We start from the raw sequence: 16,385 nt of genomic DNA, 5'->3' as shown, positions 1-16,385 counted from the left end.
GTTATAAAATAGACTAAAACGCTTTGAAGGGAAGACTCATGGCTGCATCTAATGGTGATTCAATGCAACATTCGAGTGGTGCTCAATTGTCACTTTTTGATGATCTAGATAGTGTTAATAATGTTGAAAATATACAAAATAATAATGAGCCAAGCGTTAATGGCAAATTTGCATCAACGATTCAAAGCGTAAAGCAATCACATGATGTAACAAGTGATTTAAGTGAGTCTAACACTTTTAGTTCAATCGCAGATTTTGACAATTGGATTGCTAAGCTAGAGCCGTCAGATTCGGACGCAATGCAATTAGCTAAGCTTGATCCTTCGCTTTTAACAACAGAACAAGGCGCAAGATTATGGGCAAAATTGGCTGCATGGGCGCAAGCAGATCAAATCGCATACTATGTTGACGATTCTCCAACAAGCTCCGACGCAGCTTACGACGCAAGAATGCGAGTTTTGAGCGCACTTGAGGCTACTTTCCCGATTTTAGACACGCCTCAATCGCCAACGCATAGAGTTGGCGGAACTTTTTCTAACGATTTTGCACCAGTTCGTCACCCTTCAAGAATGATGAGCTTGGATGATGTTTTTTCGATTGATGAATTAAAATCTTGGTATAACAGCATTATTCGAGACTTGCAATGGCCTGAAAATAAGCCGCTGCCAATGACATGCGAAGTAAAAATCGATGGTCTTGCGCTAAATCTTATTTATCGAAATGGAACTTTGGAACAAGGGCTAACCCGAGGAGACGGTGTTACTGGAGAAGACATATCGCTAAACGTAAGAACAATCGAAGAAATTCCTACGCAATTGCATGGTGAAGATCCAGACGATATTCCAGAATTTGTGGAAATCCGCGGTGAAGTATTTATGAAGTGGGCGGATTTTAGAAAGCTAAACATTGAGCAAGAAGATTTAGGCAAAGCTCCTTTTGCAAATCCAAGAAATGCAGCTGCAGGCTCTTTAAGACAAAAAGATCCTAGAATTACATCTACAAGACGTTTGAGTTTTATAGCACACGGATTAGGAAATCTAAAGTGGAAGGACTTAGCGCAAAGCGGTGGCGAATCTAATGCGCATACTCAAACATCATTCAACCAATCGGATGCTTACGAATTGTACAAAAAATGGGGTATTCCTGTTTCTCCATATACGCGCAAGGTTACGTCTTTTGAACAAATAGAAGACATGATTGATTACTATGGTGAGCATAGAAACACTATTATTCATGCATTAGATGGAATTGTAGTAAAAGTAGATGATCGCGCATTGCAAAGAAAGCTCGGAGCAACTTCTAGAGCGCCGCGTTGGGCAATTGCGTACAAGTATCCGCCAGAAGAAGTTAATACGCGCTTAAAAGATATTGTTGTTCAAGTTGGAAGAACAGGAAGAGTAACTCCAGTAGCTGTTTTAGAGCCAGTAACTGTTGCAGGTTCCACTATATCTCGTACAACTTTGCACAATCCATACGAAGTTGAACATAAAGGTGTACTTATTGGAGATACTGTTGTTGTGCGTAAAGCTGGAGATGTTATTCCAGAATTAGTTGGACCTGTGCTCAAATATAGAAATGGCAGAGAAAATGAATTGAAAAATTTCGTTATGCCAGAGTATTGTCCATCTTGCGGAACAAAGCTTGCTCCTACAAAAGAAGGCGACAAAGATATTCGCTGCCCTAATGTAGAAAATTGCCCAGCTCAGCTTACTGAGCGCATAATCAACTTGGCTTCAAGACAAGCTTTTGATATTGAAAATCTTGGCGAAGCATCCGCTCTTGCTCTAACTAATCCAGAAGATTCTAGGCCAATAACGTCAAAAGTTTATATTGAAGATAAAAGCATAAGCAAAATAGTTGTTGAGCGAGGATCTTCTAATCCGCCGATTCTACCAGAGTCGAATTGCTGTCTTCCTGCTCCTCAAACTCCTGTTCTTACTAGCGAAGCCGATATCTTTAACCTTAGTGCTAACGATTTGCGAAATGTTAAAGTTTGGAAGGAAATTCCGCTTGTTGAAGAATGGGAAGAAGTAGGAAAAGACGGAAAACTTAAAAAACGATCTAAAAAGATTGGCGGAAGTGGATTATGGAGGCAAGTCTCAGCTTTTTGGACTAGGCCTCTAGAAGCTACTAGAAGAAAGTCGAATGATGATTCTAAAGATTCTAACGACTTTAGTAATTCTAACGACTCTACTAGTGATGAGTCTAACGAATCTTTTAATCCAAACTACCCAATGTTTGAAGTTCCTGTGGATGCTTACGTAACAAAGCTAGTTGAAAAGAAAATTCGCGTAAATAATGTTCTTAAAACAGTTGAAGCGCCAGAATACACTCGTCCTAGCGAAACAACAAGAGCAATGCTAGAAGAAATAGCTCAAAAAGGTAAGTCTGCGCCTCTTTGGCGTGTGCTAGTGGCACTTTCTATTCGCAGGCTTGGTCCGCCAACTGCTCGCCTTATAGCTGCAAGGTTTGGCTCAATCGAAAATATTGCAAATGCGACTATTGAGGATTTAACTCAAATTGATGGCGTTGGTCCAGAAATTGCTCAAGCTGTTTTTGATTGGTTTGAAAAATCAAAAGATTCTAACGATTGGCGTAGCGAAGTTTTAAGAAAATGGGAAGAAGCTGGAGTTGTTGGAAACGATTCTGCACAATCCAATAATCTTGAGCAAACGCTTAGTGGCAAAACTGTTGTTGTTACAGGGTCTTTAGAAGATTTCACACGAGATTCTGCTAAAGAAGCTATTGTATCTAGAGGTGGAAAAGCTGCATCTTCTGTTAGTAAAAAAACGTATTGTGTGATTGTTGGAGCAAATGCTGGATCTAAAGAAGCTAAAGCAGAAGAATTTGGCATACCAATGTTGAACGAGAATCAATTTAAGATTTTACTTAAAACAGGTAGTGTTGAATCTGCACTAAAAAACGATATTACACTTGATTCGCAAAGTGAATTGTAAAAACATGAGTAATAATCTTGTTGAATTAGAAACGCGTATCTACGACTTATTGGGTAGTGTGATTGATCCAGAATTAGGGCGTTCTGTTACCGAATTAAACATGGTTACGGGCGTTCGCGTAAGCGAAAAATCGTGCGAAAAATCATGCGAATCAAATAATCATAATCCAACTTATAGCGTTTCTATAGATATTGAGCTTACTGTTCCAGACTGCCCATTAGCTCAAGTTATTACGCAAAGAGTTCAATCAGTTGTAGCAAAGTACCCAAATGCAACGCTTATTCCAACAGTAAACGTAAGCGCTATGAGCAAAGATAAGCTTGCAAAGCTTGTTTTGGATTTAAAAGAGGAGCGTAAAGAAAATCCATTCAACAAAAATGGTGTTAGAACAAGGATTTTTGCTATTGCATCTGGAAAAGGCGGAGTTGGCAAGTCTTCTATAACAGCTAATTTAGCTGCCACTTTTGCATCTCTTGGCTACAAAACAGCAGCAATAGATGCAGATGTTTATGGTTTTTCATTGCCACGCATGTTTGGAATTACAACTCAACCGACTAATCTGAACGGCATGCTTATGCCAGTTGAAGCTTGGGGAGTTAAGCTGATTTCTATTGGAATGTTTGCTGGAACAGATCGCGCGATTTTGTGGCGAGGACCTCGTTTGCAACGTTCTCTTGAGCAATTTCTATGCGATGTTTGGTGGGCAGATCCAGACGTGCTTCTTTTAGATTTGGCTCCTGGAACAGGAGATATGGCTTTAGCTGTTGCACAATCATTGCCGAATGTGGAGCTTGTTGTTGTTACAACACCTCAGCCTAGTGCTTCGGATGTTGCTGTTAGAGCGGGGCTTATGGCTTTGCAAATTCCAGTTAATGTGCGCGGTGTTGTAGAAAATATGAGTTGGTTTGATAATAATGGAGCACGACTAGAAATCTTTGGTTCGGGAGGCGGAAAGCGCGTGAGCGATCAGCTTTGCAAAGCTCTTGGTAAGAGTGTTCCTCTTCTTGCTCAAATTCCGTTAGACACAAGTATTAGAGAAATTGGAGAATCGGGAAGACCTGCTGTTCTTACAAAAGATGGCAAACTAGCAAACACTCAATTAGCTAATACATTTGTTAGTCTTGCAAAATCATTAATCGATTAATCGATAAAAAATGAGGCCACTTGACTTTTCGTCAAGCAGCCTTATTTTTGCAATATGCTTTGATTAATGCTTTGCTTTATAAGCCAAACTACTTAATAGCGTTAAGCCACTGTTCTTTAGTTGCTTTTTCTGCCTGTAGCTTAGCTTTACGCTTTGCATCTTTTTCGCTTGCAATCTTAGACTCAAGCTCCTCGAGTTGAGCCTTTAATTGCGCAGCAAAACTAGACTTGCGAGCATCTGCTTCTGGGTCTGCATCCTTCCAAGCAGCATCTTCAACAGCCTTAATCTTCTTATCTACATCGTTCAAGCGAGATTCAATTCTGCGCATATCTTCGCGTGGAACAAAACCAATCTTGTCCCATTCTTCTTGAATCTCAGACAATGCTTTGCGAGCAGCTTTAGCAGCTTCTTCGTCTTTAACAGGAACAAGAGCTTCTGCTTTAACGAGCAAAGCTTCCTTCTTGCTAAGATTTTCTTTTTCGCCAGCGCTCATCTTTTCTCTATCTTCTTGACGAGCATGGTAGAAAGCATCTGCAGCTTCGCGGAACTTAGTCCACAATTCGTCGTCGTGTTGACGTCCAGCATTTCCAGCCTTCTTCCAGCGGTCCATCAAAGCATTAAACTTCATTGAAGTTTCACGCCATTGAGTAGAGTCCTTTAGGCTTTCTGCTTCTTTTATGATTGCTTCCTTAATCTCTTTAGCACTATTGCGCTCATTGTCTCGCTCTTTAACCCAAGCAGAGCGAGCTTGAGAGAATGCAGAACGGGCTTTAGAGAAACGCTGCCAAAGAGCATCCGCATCCGCCTTGTTTAAGTGAATTGTAGTGCGCTGATGCTGCTGCCACTTATCGAACAGCGAACGAAGCTTATCGGAAAGCGAGCGCCAGTTTGTAGACTCGCCCATTTGTTGAACAAGCGCTTCTGCCTGTTCAACAATTGCTGTGCGATCTTTAAGAGCTTTTTCTAATTCTGCTTTGCGAGCTTTAGCGAGTTCTTCTTTTTTAGATGCAGCTTTAGTTTTTAGCTCGGCGTGTCGCGCGCTTAAAGCGGCAAGATCTCCAACAACAGATGGCTCCTTAAGCTCCGCATCTAAAGTAGCTAAGGTTTCGTCAATTTCCTTTGGCCTTACGTTAGAAGATTCAAGTCTTTTTTCAAAAAGATCAAGCTTGATCTTTAAGTCAAGATAACGGTGTACGTAGAAAGTCAAAGCGTCTTCTGGAGTGCCAGTAGAGTATTGCCCTACTTCGCGTTCTCCACCAGCTTCTCGAACATACACATTTCCATTTTCATCAACACGCCCAAAGGTTTTTGCGCCTTTAACGTCTTCTTCGCTATACGAGATAGCTGGAACAGCAGCAACAACGCGAGCTTTATTTGCTAAGCTTGCAGGCGAAGGAGCATGCGGCTTTGGGGTAGCTTGTTTAGTAGTTTCTATAGGTTTAGTCTGTTCGGTCACGGGACGACTCCTTAGAGCATATGCACGGTAATAGTGTTACGAATAAGTATGACGGTAAGCCATGATTTTTCCGTAACATAACCTATTATAGTGGACATGGTACAAGGCTCATCAATATCTGGTTTTCCGGAGTGGCTTCCAAGCGAGCGCGCTGTTGAGCAGCGTGTTATGGACACATTGCGGGAAGTATTTGAATTAAATGGTTTTATAGGCATTGAAACTCGTGCTGTTGAGCAGGGTTCAAGCTTGTTAAAAAAGGGTGAAACTAGCAAAGAAATATATCTTTTATCTAGATTGCAAGAAGTGGGTCACGAAAGCGACACTCCAGTTGAAAATCGCATTGGATTGCACTTTGATTTAACAGTTCCTCTTAGCAGGTATGTTGTTGAACACACTGGCGATTTAGCATTCCCATTTAAGCGTTGGCAAATGCAAAAAGTTTGGCGTGGAGAGCGTCCACAAGAAGGACGTTTCCGTGAGTTCGTTCAAGCAGATATTGACGTTGTAGGAAATGGCGACTTGCCATCTCACTACGAAGTGGAGCTTCCACTTGTTATGGTAGAAGCACTTGAGCGTTTGCGTGAGTTTGGCTTGCCAAAAGCCACTGTTCACGCAAATAATCGCAAGCTGTCCGAAGGCTTTTATAGAGGAATTGGCTTAAGCGATATTGAAGGTGTTCTTCGAGAAATCGATAAGCTAGATAAGATTGGCGCAAAAGAAGTTGCAAATCTTCTTGTAAAAGAATGCAAAGCTACGGATTCTCAAGCTGCAGCATGCTTAGAGCTTGCAGAGCTTAGCGCAAATAGCGGAGAAGAATTAAAGACTAAATTCAACGCTTTATGCGATAAAAACAATATTTCTAGAGATGCTAACAATGAATCTTACGCATTAGCGATTGAAGGCGTAGAAACGCTTGCGATGATTGTAGACGATGCGTCAAAAATTCGTCCAGGATCTGTTGTTGCTGATTTGAAGATTGCGCGCGGCTTGGATTACTACACTGGCTCAGTCTACGAGACGTTCCTAGAAGGCGCTGAATCCCTTGGGTCAATCTGCTCTGGTGGAAGATACGACAATCTTGTTTCTCAAGGAAACAAAAAGTATCCAGGAGTAGGTCTTTCTATAGGACTTTCGCGCTTGCTTTCTTACATGCTTCACACATCTGGAGCTACAGTTTCACGCGTTTCTCCTGCTGCAGTTTTGGTTGCAGTTTGGAATGAGGAAGATAGGCCATCTTGTAATCAGATTGCTCAAAAGCTTCGCTCTAGAGGAATCGCAACAGACGTATCTCCAAGTGCTGCAAAGCTTGGTAAACAAATCAAGTATGCAGATAAGTTGGGTATTCCTTACGTTTGGTTCCCAGCAGATAGTACAGATTCTGAATCCAGCAAAGACGAAGTAAAAAACATTATTACGGGAGAACAAGTTTGTGCAGACGTTATGTCTTGGCAGCCAGATGACGCATATGCTCATCAAGCTGTTTCTTGCGCTCAATAATTTTAATTTACTTTTAAGATTTAAGATTTGCAATTTGCTTTTTAAGATTTTAATATTTGAAAGCGCGATTCATGCGGTAAACTATTAAAGTCAAAACAAAAATTAACAAAATTATTCAAACAAGGAAGTGGACTTATGAGCCAGACGGCGTATCGCACACACCATGCCGTTGAAGTGACTGAGACATTAGTTGGACAAAACGTAACCATTGCTGGTTGGGTTGATCGTCGCCGCGACCACGGTGGCGTTGCCTTTGTAGACGTTCGAGACAACACTGGCTTAGTGCAAGTTGTTATTTACGATGAAGAAACTGCGCGACCATTGCGTAGCGAGTTTGTTGTGCAAGTTACTGGCGAAGTTCGCTTGCGTCCAGATGGCAATGAAAATGACCATTTAGCAACAGGAAAAATTGAAATCGTTGCAAATAAAGTAACAATTCTCGCTAAGTCCGATGCGTTACCATTCCAAGTTTCTACAGCTTTGGAAAACGAGTCCGAAAACAAGCTTCCTAGCGAAGACGTACGTTTGAAGTACCGTTATCTTGATTTACGCCGTCCATCTATGCAGCGTAATCTAAAGCTCCGCTCAAACATGGCTAAGGCAGCTCGTCATGCTTTGGAAGATATGGACTTTACTGAGGTAGAAACACCAACGTTTATTAAGTCCACTCCAGAAGGCGCTCGCGACTTTGTTGTTCCAGCGCGCTTGGTTCCAGGCTCTTGGTACGCTCTTCCACAGTCTCCTCAGCTTTTAAAGCAGTTGCTTATGGTTTCTGGTGTTGAGCGCTACTATCAGCTTGCTCGTTGCTATCGCGATGAAGACTTCCGTGCAGATCGTCAGCCTGAGTTCACTCAGCTCGATATGGAAATGAGCTTTGCAAGCCAAGAAGATGTTATGGCTATGGCAGAGCGCGTTATCGCTGCTATTTGGAAGGAAGCAGGCCACGAAATCACTCTTCCTTTGCCTCGAATCACTTGGCAAGAAGCAATGGATAAGTACGGTTCCGATAAGCCAGATTTGCGTTTTGGAAACCCACTTATTGAGTTGACTGACTTCTTTAAGAACACTCCATTCCGCGTGTTCCAAGCTCCTTATGTTGGCGCTGTGCTCTTTAAGGGCGGTGCCGAAACACCTCGTCGTCAGTTTGACGCTTGGCAGGATTGGGCTAAGCAGCGCGGTGCTAAGGGTTTGGCTTATGTAGTCTTTGGTGAAGATGGTGAGCTCAAAGGCCCTGTTGCTAAGAATCTTAGCGAAGAAGAACGCGCAGGACTTAAGGAAGCTGTTGGTGCGCAAGATGGCGATGCTGTGTTCTTTGCAGCAGGCAGCCGCGAATCTTCTCAGCTTTTGCTTGGTGCAGTTCGTGTAGAGCTTGCTAGCCGCGCAGGATTACTTCACCCAGATGAGTTTGCGTTTACTTGGGTTGTTGACTTCCCATTGTTTAAGCGAACGGATGATCCAGACGATGATGATGTTGCAGTTGGCCATTCTAAGTGGACTTCTATGCATCATCCATTTACAATGCCATCTGCTGATTGGATTGACAAGTTCGATAAAGACCCAGAGCATGCAATGAGCGATTCTTACGACATTGTTTGCAACGGAAACGAGATGGGCGGCGGCTCTGTTCGTATTCATCGCGATGATATTCAAGACCGTGTGCTTGACGTTCTTGGAATCGACAAAGCAGAGGCAGAAGAAAAGTTTGGATTCTTGCTTGAAGCGTTTAAGTATGGTGCTCCACCTCACGCTGGTATTGCTTTGGGCTGGGATCGTACTGCTGCAATTTTGGCAGGTGCAAGCTCGATTCGCGACGTAATCGCCTTCCCTAAGGCTGGCGGCGGCCGCGATCCTCTAACTGGCGCTCCTGCTCCAATCTCTGCTGAACAGCGTGCAGAAACTGGCGTTGATTACGATCCAGAAGAAGACGAATAGTCGCAAGCGTTAAACAAGAATTAATATTCATATATGCCGTTAAGTCGTTTGGTTAACTAAACCAAAATCAAGGCTTAACGGCATTTTTTTAAGTAAAATTAACATTTTTGTATCATTTTTAATGTTTTTCGTAACTTTATAGGTGGTTAAAAGTAACTATTACGATAAACGCATGTAACACAAGAACATTAGAATCCTTTTTATGGATACTAAATTAAACAACACAAAAAAAGTAGCACAGCCATTGGTGGAACTTAGCCATGTTGAAAAACATTATGGCAAGCTTCACGTTTTGAAAGATATTAACTTAACAGTTAATAAAGGCGAAGTGCTTGTTATTATTGGACCTTCTGGTTCTGGCAAGTCAACAATGTGCAGGACGATTAATCGTCTTGAAACAATCGACTCTGGAGATATTCGCATTGATGGTAAGCCTCTTCCTCAAGAAGGAAAAGAACTTGCTGCATTGCGTGCGGAAGTTGGAATGGTGTTCCAATCCTTTAATCTTTTTGCAAACAAGACAATTCTAGAAAACGTTACGCTTGCTCCTATTAAGGTTCGCCATATGGAACAGCAAGAAGCGGAAAGTTTAGCAATGGATCTTCTTGCAAGAGTTGGTGTAGATAATCAAGCAAACAAGATGCCTTCTCAGCTTTCTGGAGGTCAGCAGCAGCGAGTGGCAATTGCTCGCGCGCTTGCAATGCACCCAAAGGTTATGCTTTTTGATGAGCCTACATCTGCGCTTGATCCAGAAATGGTTAACGAAGTTCTTGATGTTATGGTTGAGCTTGCAAAAGAAGGTATGACAATGATTTGCGTTACTCACGAGATGGGCTTTGCGCGTAAAGCTGCAGACAAAATCGTGTTTATGGCAGATGGTCGTATTCTTGAGCAAAATACGCCAGAAGAGTTCTTTGAGAATCCAAAGACAGATAGAGCAAAAGACTTCCTTTCAAAGATTTTGACTCATTAATTTGATTCTTAATTGAAATCATTAATATCGATTTTTAAGTCTTTAAGAGGTAGCTATGAAATATTTACACAATATTGCTCTTAAGTGTAAGCGTTGCAGACTGGGATTCAGGCATACATATCGCGCAATTTTATCTATGGTTTGCGTATTGTGCTGCGTTTTCCCGCTTAGCGCTTGCAGTAGCGATAATCGAAGCAATGTAATACGCATTGGTATTAAGTTTGATCAGCCTGGTCTTGGTTTCAAAAAGTCTGGAACCTACGTTGGTTTTGATGTAGACGTTGCAAAGTATGTTGCCAAAAAGTTGGGTTACTCCGAAGATAGAATTGTTTGGAAGGAATCGCCTTCAAAACAGCGCGAAGCAATGCTTCAAAATGGCGATGTAGATATGATTGTTGCAACATATTCCATAACAGATGCCAGAAAAAACGCTGTTTCTTTTGCAGGACCATATTTTATTGCTGGTCAAGATTTATTGGTTCGTAAAGACGAGCATAAAGTAAGCGGTCCAGACGATTTAGATGGAAAGCGCTTATGCTCCGTAACTGGCTCTACGTCTGCAATAGTTATTAAAGAGAAATACTCTTCAAAAGTTCAACTTATGCAACAGCCTGGCTATGCAGAGTGCGCAACAGCATTATTCTCTGGAATCGTAGACGCTGTTACAACAGACGATATTATTCTCGCTGGTCTTGCTACAGCATCTAGAGGCAGACTAAAGCTTGTTGGTAAGCCATTTACCGAAGAACACTACGGAATTGGCATTAAAAAAGGAAACACTAAGCTAGCTAAGCGCATTAATGCTGCTCTTAAAGACATGATTAAAAATGGTTCATGGAAAAGAGCTTTAGACGATAACATGCGCGGAACTGGTTTTAAGCCAAACGCAAAGTATAATCCGCCAGTACCAGAAGAGGGGGAGGAGTAAAATGCAAGACTTTGTGCAATTATTTACCTCATACAATATTCCAGGAGCATTCTTAGTGAATATTGAAATCACATTGTGGAGCGTGCTTTTTTCCACGATTCTTGGCGTGATTCTAGTTATGATGAGGATTTGCCCAATCCATTCGCTTCGTCTTATTGCAGGCGCATACGTTGAGTTCTTTAAGAATATGCCTCTAACTATAATCATGGTTTTTATGGTTCTTGGCGTGTACGCACAGCTAAAGCTCGGTTTTTCCACTGTTTTTAGCGTAAACTTCTTCTGGCTTGCAATTGCTGGCTTGAGTTTTTACACTGCAGCATTTGTTTGCGAATCTTTAAGATCTGGCTTAAACACTGTACCTTTGGGTCAGGCAGAAGCATGTAGGGCGCTTGGACTTAACTTCTTCCAATCTGCTTCTAGTGTTATTTTGCCTCAAACTTTCTGCGGATCTGTAGCACCACTTGGAAACACGTTTATTGCGTTGCTAAAAAATTCCACTGTTGCTGCTGCTGCATCTGTTGCTACAGAAACATCTACTCTTATGAGCGAGATGATTGAAAGGCACGCAGATTTGATTGTTCCAATCTTTTTGATTTTTGCGTGCGGATACATTGTTTTAATTATTCCAATTGGTATTCTCACAACTTATTTGTCTAATAAGCTTGCGGTTAGAAGGTGATAAAAATGGCAAAAGAACAAGAAAAATCTCTGTTATTTGATGCGCCTGGACCTAAGGCTCTAAAGAAGATTCGCATTGCAAATATTGTTGCGTGCGCTGTGTTTGCGCTTATTGTTATTGCTTTGCTTTTAAGACTTAGCAATCCTCCAGAAGGCGAAAATCAGCTTTCGTGGGCATTGTGGAATCCAGCTGTAGAATCGGAAGCTTGGAGCGATTTTTATCTTCCAGGATTGTGGATGACTCTTAAAGCTTCGCTTCTTGCTGTTGTAGGCTCAATAGTTTTTGGACTTTTGTTTGGTCTTTTAAGACTATTGCCTAGCTTGATTCTTCGTAGCATTTCTGCCGTTGTAGTTGAGTTTTGCCGAGCTGTACCAGTGCTTTTGCTTATGATCTTCCTTTGGCGAGGATTTGCATTTGCTGGAATAAGTGGAGCGTCTTATTGGGCTGTTGTTTTGTCTTTGATTTTGTACAACGGTTCTGTTGTTGCAGAGTTAGTTCGATCTGGCGTTGGAAATCTTCCTAATGGTCAGCGCGAAGCATCTTTAGCTCTTGGACTTTCGCAATATCAATCTTTAACACAAATCGAAATGCCGCAAGCAATAATCGCAATGCTTCCTGCAGCTGTAACTCAGCTTGTTGTTGTGTTAAAAGATACTGCATTGGGTTCCATAATTATGTACACTGATTTGCTTCAGGAATCTAGACGACTTGGATCAATGTACTTTAACATTTTGCAAACTTTGACTGTTGCTGCAGTTGTATACTTCTTGATTTGCTGGGCGCTTTCTTGGTTTGCTGAATGGCTTCCATCAAAGCTTAGTAGCAGAACTGCAGCTCCAACAGAGCCAGAACCTGTTGCACCAATCGCAATTATGGATCCTTCTAACGTGAATCAGATTGCTGTTGCTAAGGAAGTTAAAGAGCTGCCACATGGTGGAACTCCTAGAAAGTACCACGTGCATCACCGCGGTACAAACGCTTCTATTCACCATTGGCGTCGTACGCGTTACTTGCAAGGCTATGATGAGCATCATCTAGAAACAGGTGACGAGAATCTAGAAGATAGTCAAAATACTAACCAAGATAAAAATAATAAAAAGCATGATTAATCTTAACTTTTAGATTAATCATGGATTGATAGCGCAATGGGTTTGATTCCGCCTATTGCGCTATTTTTATTCGTTTGATTTTATTAATTTGAACAAAACGCTTTTAGCATTTACAAAAAACACTGCTAAACATGTTCAAAATAAAAATCGATAAAAATCTACACAATCATGTTAAAAATCGTGTTGTGATGTGTCGTTATTGAAAGATATCATAGCAAAGATATGCTTGCGTTCGCCGTTATGACTGGAGGAAAGTTTTATGACTATCGCACAAGCGGGGGAAAGCAAGTCTCGTAGAGTTTTATTGAAACTCTCGGGAGAAGCATTTGGCGGTGGCGCCGTTGGTATAGATACTCATGTTATTCGTAGAATTGCTGGCGAGATTGTAAAAGCAGTGCATGAAGGCGTGCAAGTTGCAATTGTTGTTGGCGGCGGAAACTTCTTCCGCGGTGCAGAGCTTCAACAAGCTGGCATCGATCGTAGTCGCGGCGATTACATGGGTATGCTTGGAACTGTTATGAATTGCTTAGCTTTGCAAGATTTTCTTGAACAAGCAGGGCAGGCAACTCGCGTTCAAACTGCTATAACAATGGGTCAAGTTGCTGAGCCTTATATTCCACTTAAAGCAATTCGACACTTAGAAAAAGGCCGAGTTGTGATTTTTGGTGCAGGCGCTGGCATGCCTTATTTTTCAACCGATACCGTTTCTATTCAGCGTTCTTTAGAGATTCATTGCGATGAAGTTCTAATGGGTAAGAATGGCGTTGACGGAGTTTATAGTGCAGATCCTCGTAAAGATCCTAATGCTAAAAAATTCCTCACTCTTAATTACCATCGCGCGCTTGTTGATGGTCTTGCTGTTATGGACGCTTCTGCGCTTTCTATGGCTAGAGACAACAACCAAAAGATTCGCGTGTTTGGCTTAGAAGGAGAAGGAAACGTTACTCGTGCATTAGTCGGAGATCAAATTGGAACTTTGGTTTCTAACGACGAGCCTACGTTTGCTTAATAGATGAAATATTAGTGAATAATCACCAATAAATAAATCATCAATAAATAAAACATGCAAATTAGGCAATAATTTAACAACGTAAAATTTAACAATCACAAAATTTATAAATAGAATTTTAATTGGCACAACTAATACCAATAAAGGAGAACACATGCCAGCGATTATTGATCAGGCTCTTGAACAAATGAACAAGTCTGTTGAAGCTACAAAAGAAAACTTTATGGGCATTAGGACTGGTCGAGCTAATCCTGCTCTTCTTAATGGCATTATGGTTGACTATTATGGTGCTCCAACTCCTATTAAGGCTGTAGCTTCTATTGGCGTTCCAGAGCCAAGAACTCTTTCTGTTACTCCTTTTGACGCATCGCAAGCAAATGCTGTTGAAAAAGCTATTCGCGATTCAGATTTGGGTGTTAGCCCTAACAGAGATGGCAATGTTATTCGCGTTACAATGCCAGAGCTTACTGAAGATAGACGTAAGGAATACGTAAAGCTTGCTAAGACCAAGGCAGAAGAAGGCAAGGTTGCTGTTAGAAATATTCGTCGCAAGACTAAAGAAAGCATTGATAAGTCTGTTAAAGATGGCGAAATTGGCGAAGATGAAGGCGATCGCTTGCAAAAAGAACTAGATAAAGTAACTAAGCAAGTTACCGATTCCTTAGATGCTTTGCTAGAAGGCAAGCAGAAGGAAATCATGGAGGTTTGATTCTTTGGATTCAAATGCTACAAACGATGCTTATGAAGCTTTAACAGATATAAACAAGCGAACTGGCAGGAACATGCCACAAGCTATTGCAACTGCAGTGCTGCTGATTGCTGTAATTGTGGCATGTCTTCTTGTAAGTATAGATGCTTTTGTTGTTCTTTTAACTGTTTTTATGCTTCTTGCATTGTGGGAATTGCACGTTGACTTTGCTACAGCGGGGTTTAGGATTCCTTTTGCTATACTGTCTATTTGCTCGGTTATTACGATTTTTTCAACCTTCTACGCAAAGTGGCATGCAGTTGCAATGGCAAGTGGAATAACAGCCTCGCTTATTTTAACTGTTATTTTTGCAACTCTAAATAGCACTGTATCTAAAAGAACTATGCGTGCTGTAGAAAAGAAACTACAGCATGCAACTTCTAAAAGCCCAAAAGCTAGTACTTTTACTAATACAGCTGTTTCGTTGTTTGTAGTGTTGTATATTCCTCTTCTTGCTTCTTGCATTATTTTATCTATAGCTGATTCTAAACAAGCTGTAGCGCACGCAATGCTACTCATATTTTTACCTGCTTTAAGCGATACGGGCGGACTTTTTGCTGGAGCATGGTTAGGTAAACATAAGCTTTCTCCACGAATATCTCCAAAAAAGTCTGTTGAAGGACTTATAGGATCTATGCTTCTTGCACTAATCGGAGCTTACGCGATTGTTGCTGGATTCTATGGAACATCTTGGATTAAATTCTGGTGGATGCCTGCTGTTATGGGCATTTTGTCTGGAATTGTTGGAACTTTTGGTGATTTGTGCGCATCTATGCTTAAACGAGATATTGGCATTAAAGACATGGGTCATTTGCTTAAAGGTCATGGCGGTGTTCTAGATAGAGTGGACTCAATCTTGCTGTGCGCGCCAGTTTTAATGGCCTTAATCAAAGCAGTTGGATTCTAATATTAATTTTTACCAATTAAACGTTTTAACAAAAGTCCTTATGTTTTGTTGAAAGTAAAAGAAAATAAAGGAAAGTAAAGAATATGACGATTTGTGCTATTCCTAGTCCAAGTATTTCTCAAATTACATTCGGACCTATTACATTAAGATTTTATGCGCTTTCGATTCTTGCTGGAGCACTAGTCGCAATTTGGATTGCAAATCGCAGATGGAAGCGAGAAGGTGGAGATTTTAATCAAATTTTAGATATAGCTCTTGTAAGCCTTCCTATGGGAATTGTTGGCGCGCGTCTATATCACGTTATTACAACTCCAGAGAAGTTTTTTGGCGCAAATGGCGATTTTCTAGAAATTTTTAGGATTTGGAATGGTGGACTTGGAATCTGGGGCGGAGTGATACTCGGATCTTTGGCTGCTAGTGCATTTTGCGCGTACAGAAAATATCCTATAAGCCTACTTGCTGATTGTGCAGCTCCTGCATTGCTTGTAGCTCAAGGAATAGGGCGTTTAGGCAATTGGTTTAATCAAGAACTTTATGGCGCTCCTACAACACTTCCATGGGGATTAAAACTTAATTATTCGGCATCAAATGCAATTGGTCACGCTGAAAGATGCTACGACGGTCTTACATGCCCAGAAGGCACACTTTTCCATCCAACGTTCTTGTACGAGATGCTTTGGAATTTTGCAGGCGCTGCTTTGCTTATATGCTTTAGCAAAGCGCTTAAAAGCAAGCTTAAGTCTGGTTCCGAGTTTGTTCTTTACGTAATGTGGTATACAGCTGGAAGAATGTGGATTGAAGCTTTACGCATTGATTTTTCACACACTTTCCTTGGAGTAAGAATTAACGTTTGGGTGTCGATTGCAATTTTTATTGCTTCGATTATTGTTTTTGTTATTTTGCAAAATAGTAAAAAATCGCGAGCAAATCTTGTGAACCGCTTGATTGACATTACAGCATACGAGCGTGAGCGTGAACTTCAATCCAAAGCAAAAATGGTTTCCAAAAACGAAGCGAAAGAGGAATCTAAGTTAAATAGTTAGATT

13 protein-coding genes are annotated in these 16,385 nt (G+C 41.2%); 12 read left to right on the top strand and 1 reads right to left on the bottom strand.

Going from position 1 to position 16,385, the window contains the following annotated elements; all coding sequences use genetic code 11:
• The first annotated feature begins 38 nt into the window (after positions 1-38).
• Positions 39-2,957: an NAD-dependent DNA ligase LigA gene (ligA, locus tag HXT23_RS02735; RefSeq protein ID WP_422113052.1), complete on the top strand. Its 2,919-nt coding sequence runs from the start codon at positions 39-41 to the stop codon at positions 2,955-2,957.
• 4 nt (positions 2,958-2,961) lie between these two features.
• Complete coding sequence (locus tag HXT23_RS02730; protein WP_421781313.1) at positions 2,962-4,101, top strand: P-loop NTPase; 1,140 nt, start codon at positions 2,962-2,964, stop codon at positions 4,099-4,101.
• A gap of 88 nt (positions 4,102-4,189) precedes the next feature.
• On the opposite strand, the gene HXT23_RS02725 is transcribed toward HXT23_RS02730, so the two are convergent.
• Entirely contained in the window at positions 4,190-5,557 is a 1,368-nt protein-coding gene (locus tag HXT23_RS02725) for a DUF349 domain-containing protein (protein ID WP_116285832.1), read from the bottom strand.
• 96 nt (positions 5,558-5,653) lie between these two features.
• Here HXT23_RS02725 and hisS point away from each other — a divergent pair, with 96 nt between their 5' ends.
• The 10 genes from hisS to lgt all read left to right on the top strand — a co-directional run bounded on the left by hisS (position 5,654) and on the right by lgt (position 16,382).
• Positions 5,654-7,054 (top strand): histidine--tRNA ligase, encoded by a 1,401-nt coding sequence (gene hisS, locus HXT23_RS02720; RefSeq protein WP_016840148.1) that lies wholly within the window; start codon positions 5,654-5,656, stop codon positions 7,052-7,054.
• A 135-nt stretch (positions 7,055-7,189) separates the two neighbouring features.
• Positions 7,190-8,986, top strand: coding sequence for an aspartate--tRNA ligase (aspS, locus tag HXT23_RS02715; RefSeq protein ID WP_016840150.1), 1,797 nt, complete (start codon positions 7,190-7,192; stop codon positions 8,984-8,986).
• Positions 8,987-9,188: 202 nt separating this feature from the next.
• The gene (locus tag HXT23_RS02710) at positions 9,189-9,959 is read left to right on the top strand and encodes an amino acid ABC transporter ATP-binding protein (RefSeq protein ID WP_004137994.1); all 771 of its coding nucleotides are present in this window, start codon (positions 9,189-9,191) and stop codon (positions 9,957-9,959) included.
• A 55-nt stretch (positions 9,960-10,014) separates the two neighbouring features.
• Complete coding sequence (locus HXT23_RS02705; RefSeq protein WP_032815674.1) at positions 10,015-10,887, top strand: glutamate ABC transporter substrate-binding protein; 873 nt, start codon at positions 10,015-10,017, stop codon at positions 10,885-10,887.
• 1 nt (position 10,888) lies between these two features.
• A complete protein-coding gene (locus HXT23_RS02700) occupies positions 10,889-11,566 on the top strand; it encodes an ABC transporter permease subunit (RefSeq protein WP_248899164.1) in 678 nt (225 codons plus the stop codon).
• Between the two features lie 5 nt (positions 11,567-11,571).
• Positions 11,572-12,675, top strand: coding sequence for an amino acid ABC transporter permease (locus HXT23_RS02695; RefSeq protein WP_422113051.1), 1,104 nt, complete (start codon positions 11,572-11,574; stop codon positions 12,673-12,675).
• Between the two features lie 259 nt (positions 12,676-12,934).
• Positions 12,935-13,684, top strand: a complete 750-nt coding sequence (pyrH, locus tag HXT23_RS02690; RefSeq protein WP_016635319.1) for a UMP kinase — start codon at positions 12,935-12,937, stop codon at positions 13,682-13,684.
• 154 nt (positions 13,685-13,838) lie between these two features.
• The gene (gene frr / locus HXT23_RS02685) at positions 13,839-14,393 is read left to right on the top strand and encodes a ribosome recycling factor (protein WP_016635318.1); all 555 of its coding nucleotides are present in this window, start codon (positions 13,839-13,841) and stop codon (positions 14,391-14,393) included.
• 4 nt (positions 14,394-14,397) lie between these two features.
• Complete coding sequence (locus HXT23_RS02680; protein WP_004130869.1) at positions 14,398-15,339, top strand: phosphatidate cytidylyltransferase; 942 nt, start codon at positions 14,398-14,400, stop codon at positions 15,337-15,339.
• 83 nt (positions 15,340-15,422) lie between these two features.
• On the top strand, positions 15,423-16,382 hold the full coding sequence (lgt, locus tag HXT23_RS02675; protein ID WP_016635317.1) for a prolipoprotein diacylglyceryl transferase: 960 nt from the start codon (positions 15,423-15,425) through the stop codon (positions 16,380-16,382).
• Positions 16,383-16,385 lie beyond the last annotated feature (3 nt).

The organism is Gardnerella sp. DNF00257, from assembly GCF_049262745.1.
GTDB classification, from domain to species: Bacteria; Actinomycetota; Actinomycetes; order Actinomycetales; family Bifidobacteriaceae; genus Bifidobacterium; species Bifidobacterium piotii.
Note: the sequence above shows the minus strand (reverse complement) of the source record. Positions and strands in the feature narration are given on the sequence as shown.

Bases quoted from the DNA above. Each gene is read 5' to 3' on its own strand.
- ligA (WP_422113052.1), top strand. From the start codon at position 39: ATGGCTGCATCTAATGGTGATTCAATGCAACATTCGAGTGGTGCTCAA.
- HXT23_RS02730 (WP_421781313.1), top strand. From the start codon at position 2,962: ATGAGTAATAATCTTGTTGAATTAGAAACGCGTATCTACGACTTATTG.
- hisS (WP_016840148.1), top strand. From the start codon at position 5,654: ATGGTACAAGGCTCATCAATATCTGGTTTTCCGGAGTGGCTTCCAAGC.
- aspS (WP_016840150.1), top strand. From the start codon at position 7,190: ATGAGCCAGACGGCGTATCGCACACACCATGCCGTTGAAGTGACTGAG.
- HXT23_RS02710 (WP_004137994.1), top strand. From the start codon at position 9,189: ATGGATACTAAATTAAACAACACAAAAAAAGTAGCACAGCCATTGGTG.
- HXT23_RS02705 (WP_032815674.1), top strand. From the start codon at position 10,015: ATGAAATATTTACACAATATTGCTCTTAAGTGTAAGCGTTGCAGACTG.
- HXT23_RS02700 (WP_248899164.1), top strand. From the start codon at position 10,889: ATGCAAGACTTTGTGCAATTATTTACCTCATACAATATTCCAGGAGCA.
- HXT23_RS02695 (WP_422113051.1), top strand. From the start codon at position 11,572: ATGGCAAAAGAACAAGAAAAATCTCTGTTATTTGATGCGCCTGGACCT.
- pyrH (WP_016635319.1), top strand. From the start codon at position 12,935: ATGACTATCGCACAAGCGGGGGAAAGCAAGTCTCGTAGAGTTTTATTG.
- frr (WP_016635318.1), top strand. From the start codon at position 13,839: ATGCCAGCGATTATTGATCAGGCTCTTGAACAAATGAACAAGTCTGTT.
- lgt (WP_016635317.1), top strand. From the start codon at position 15,423: ATGACGATTTGTGCTATTCCTAGTCCAAGTATTTCTCAAATTACATTC.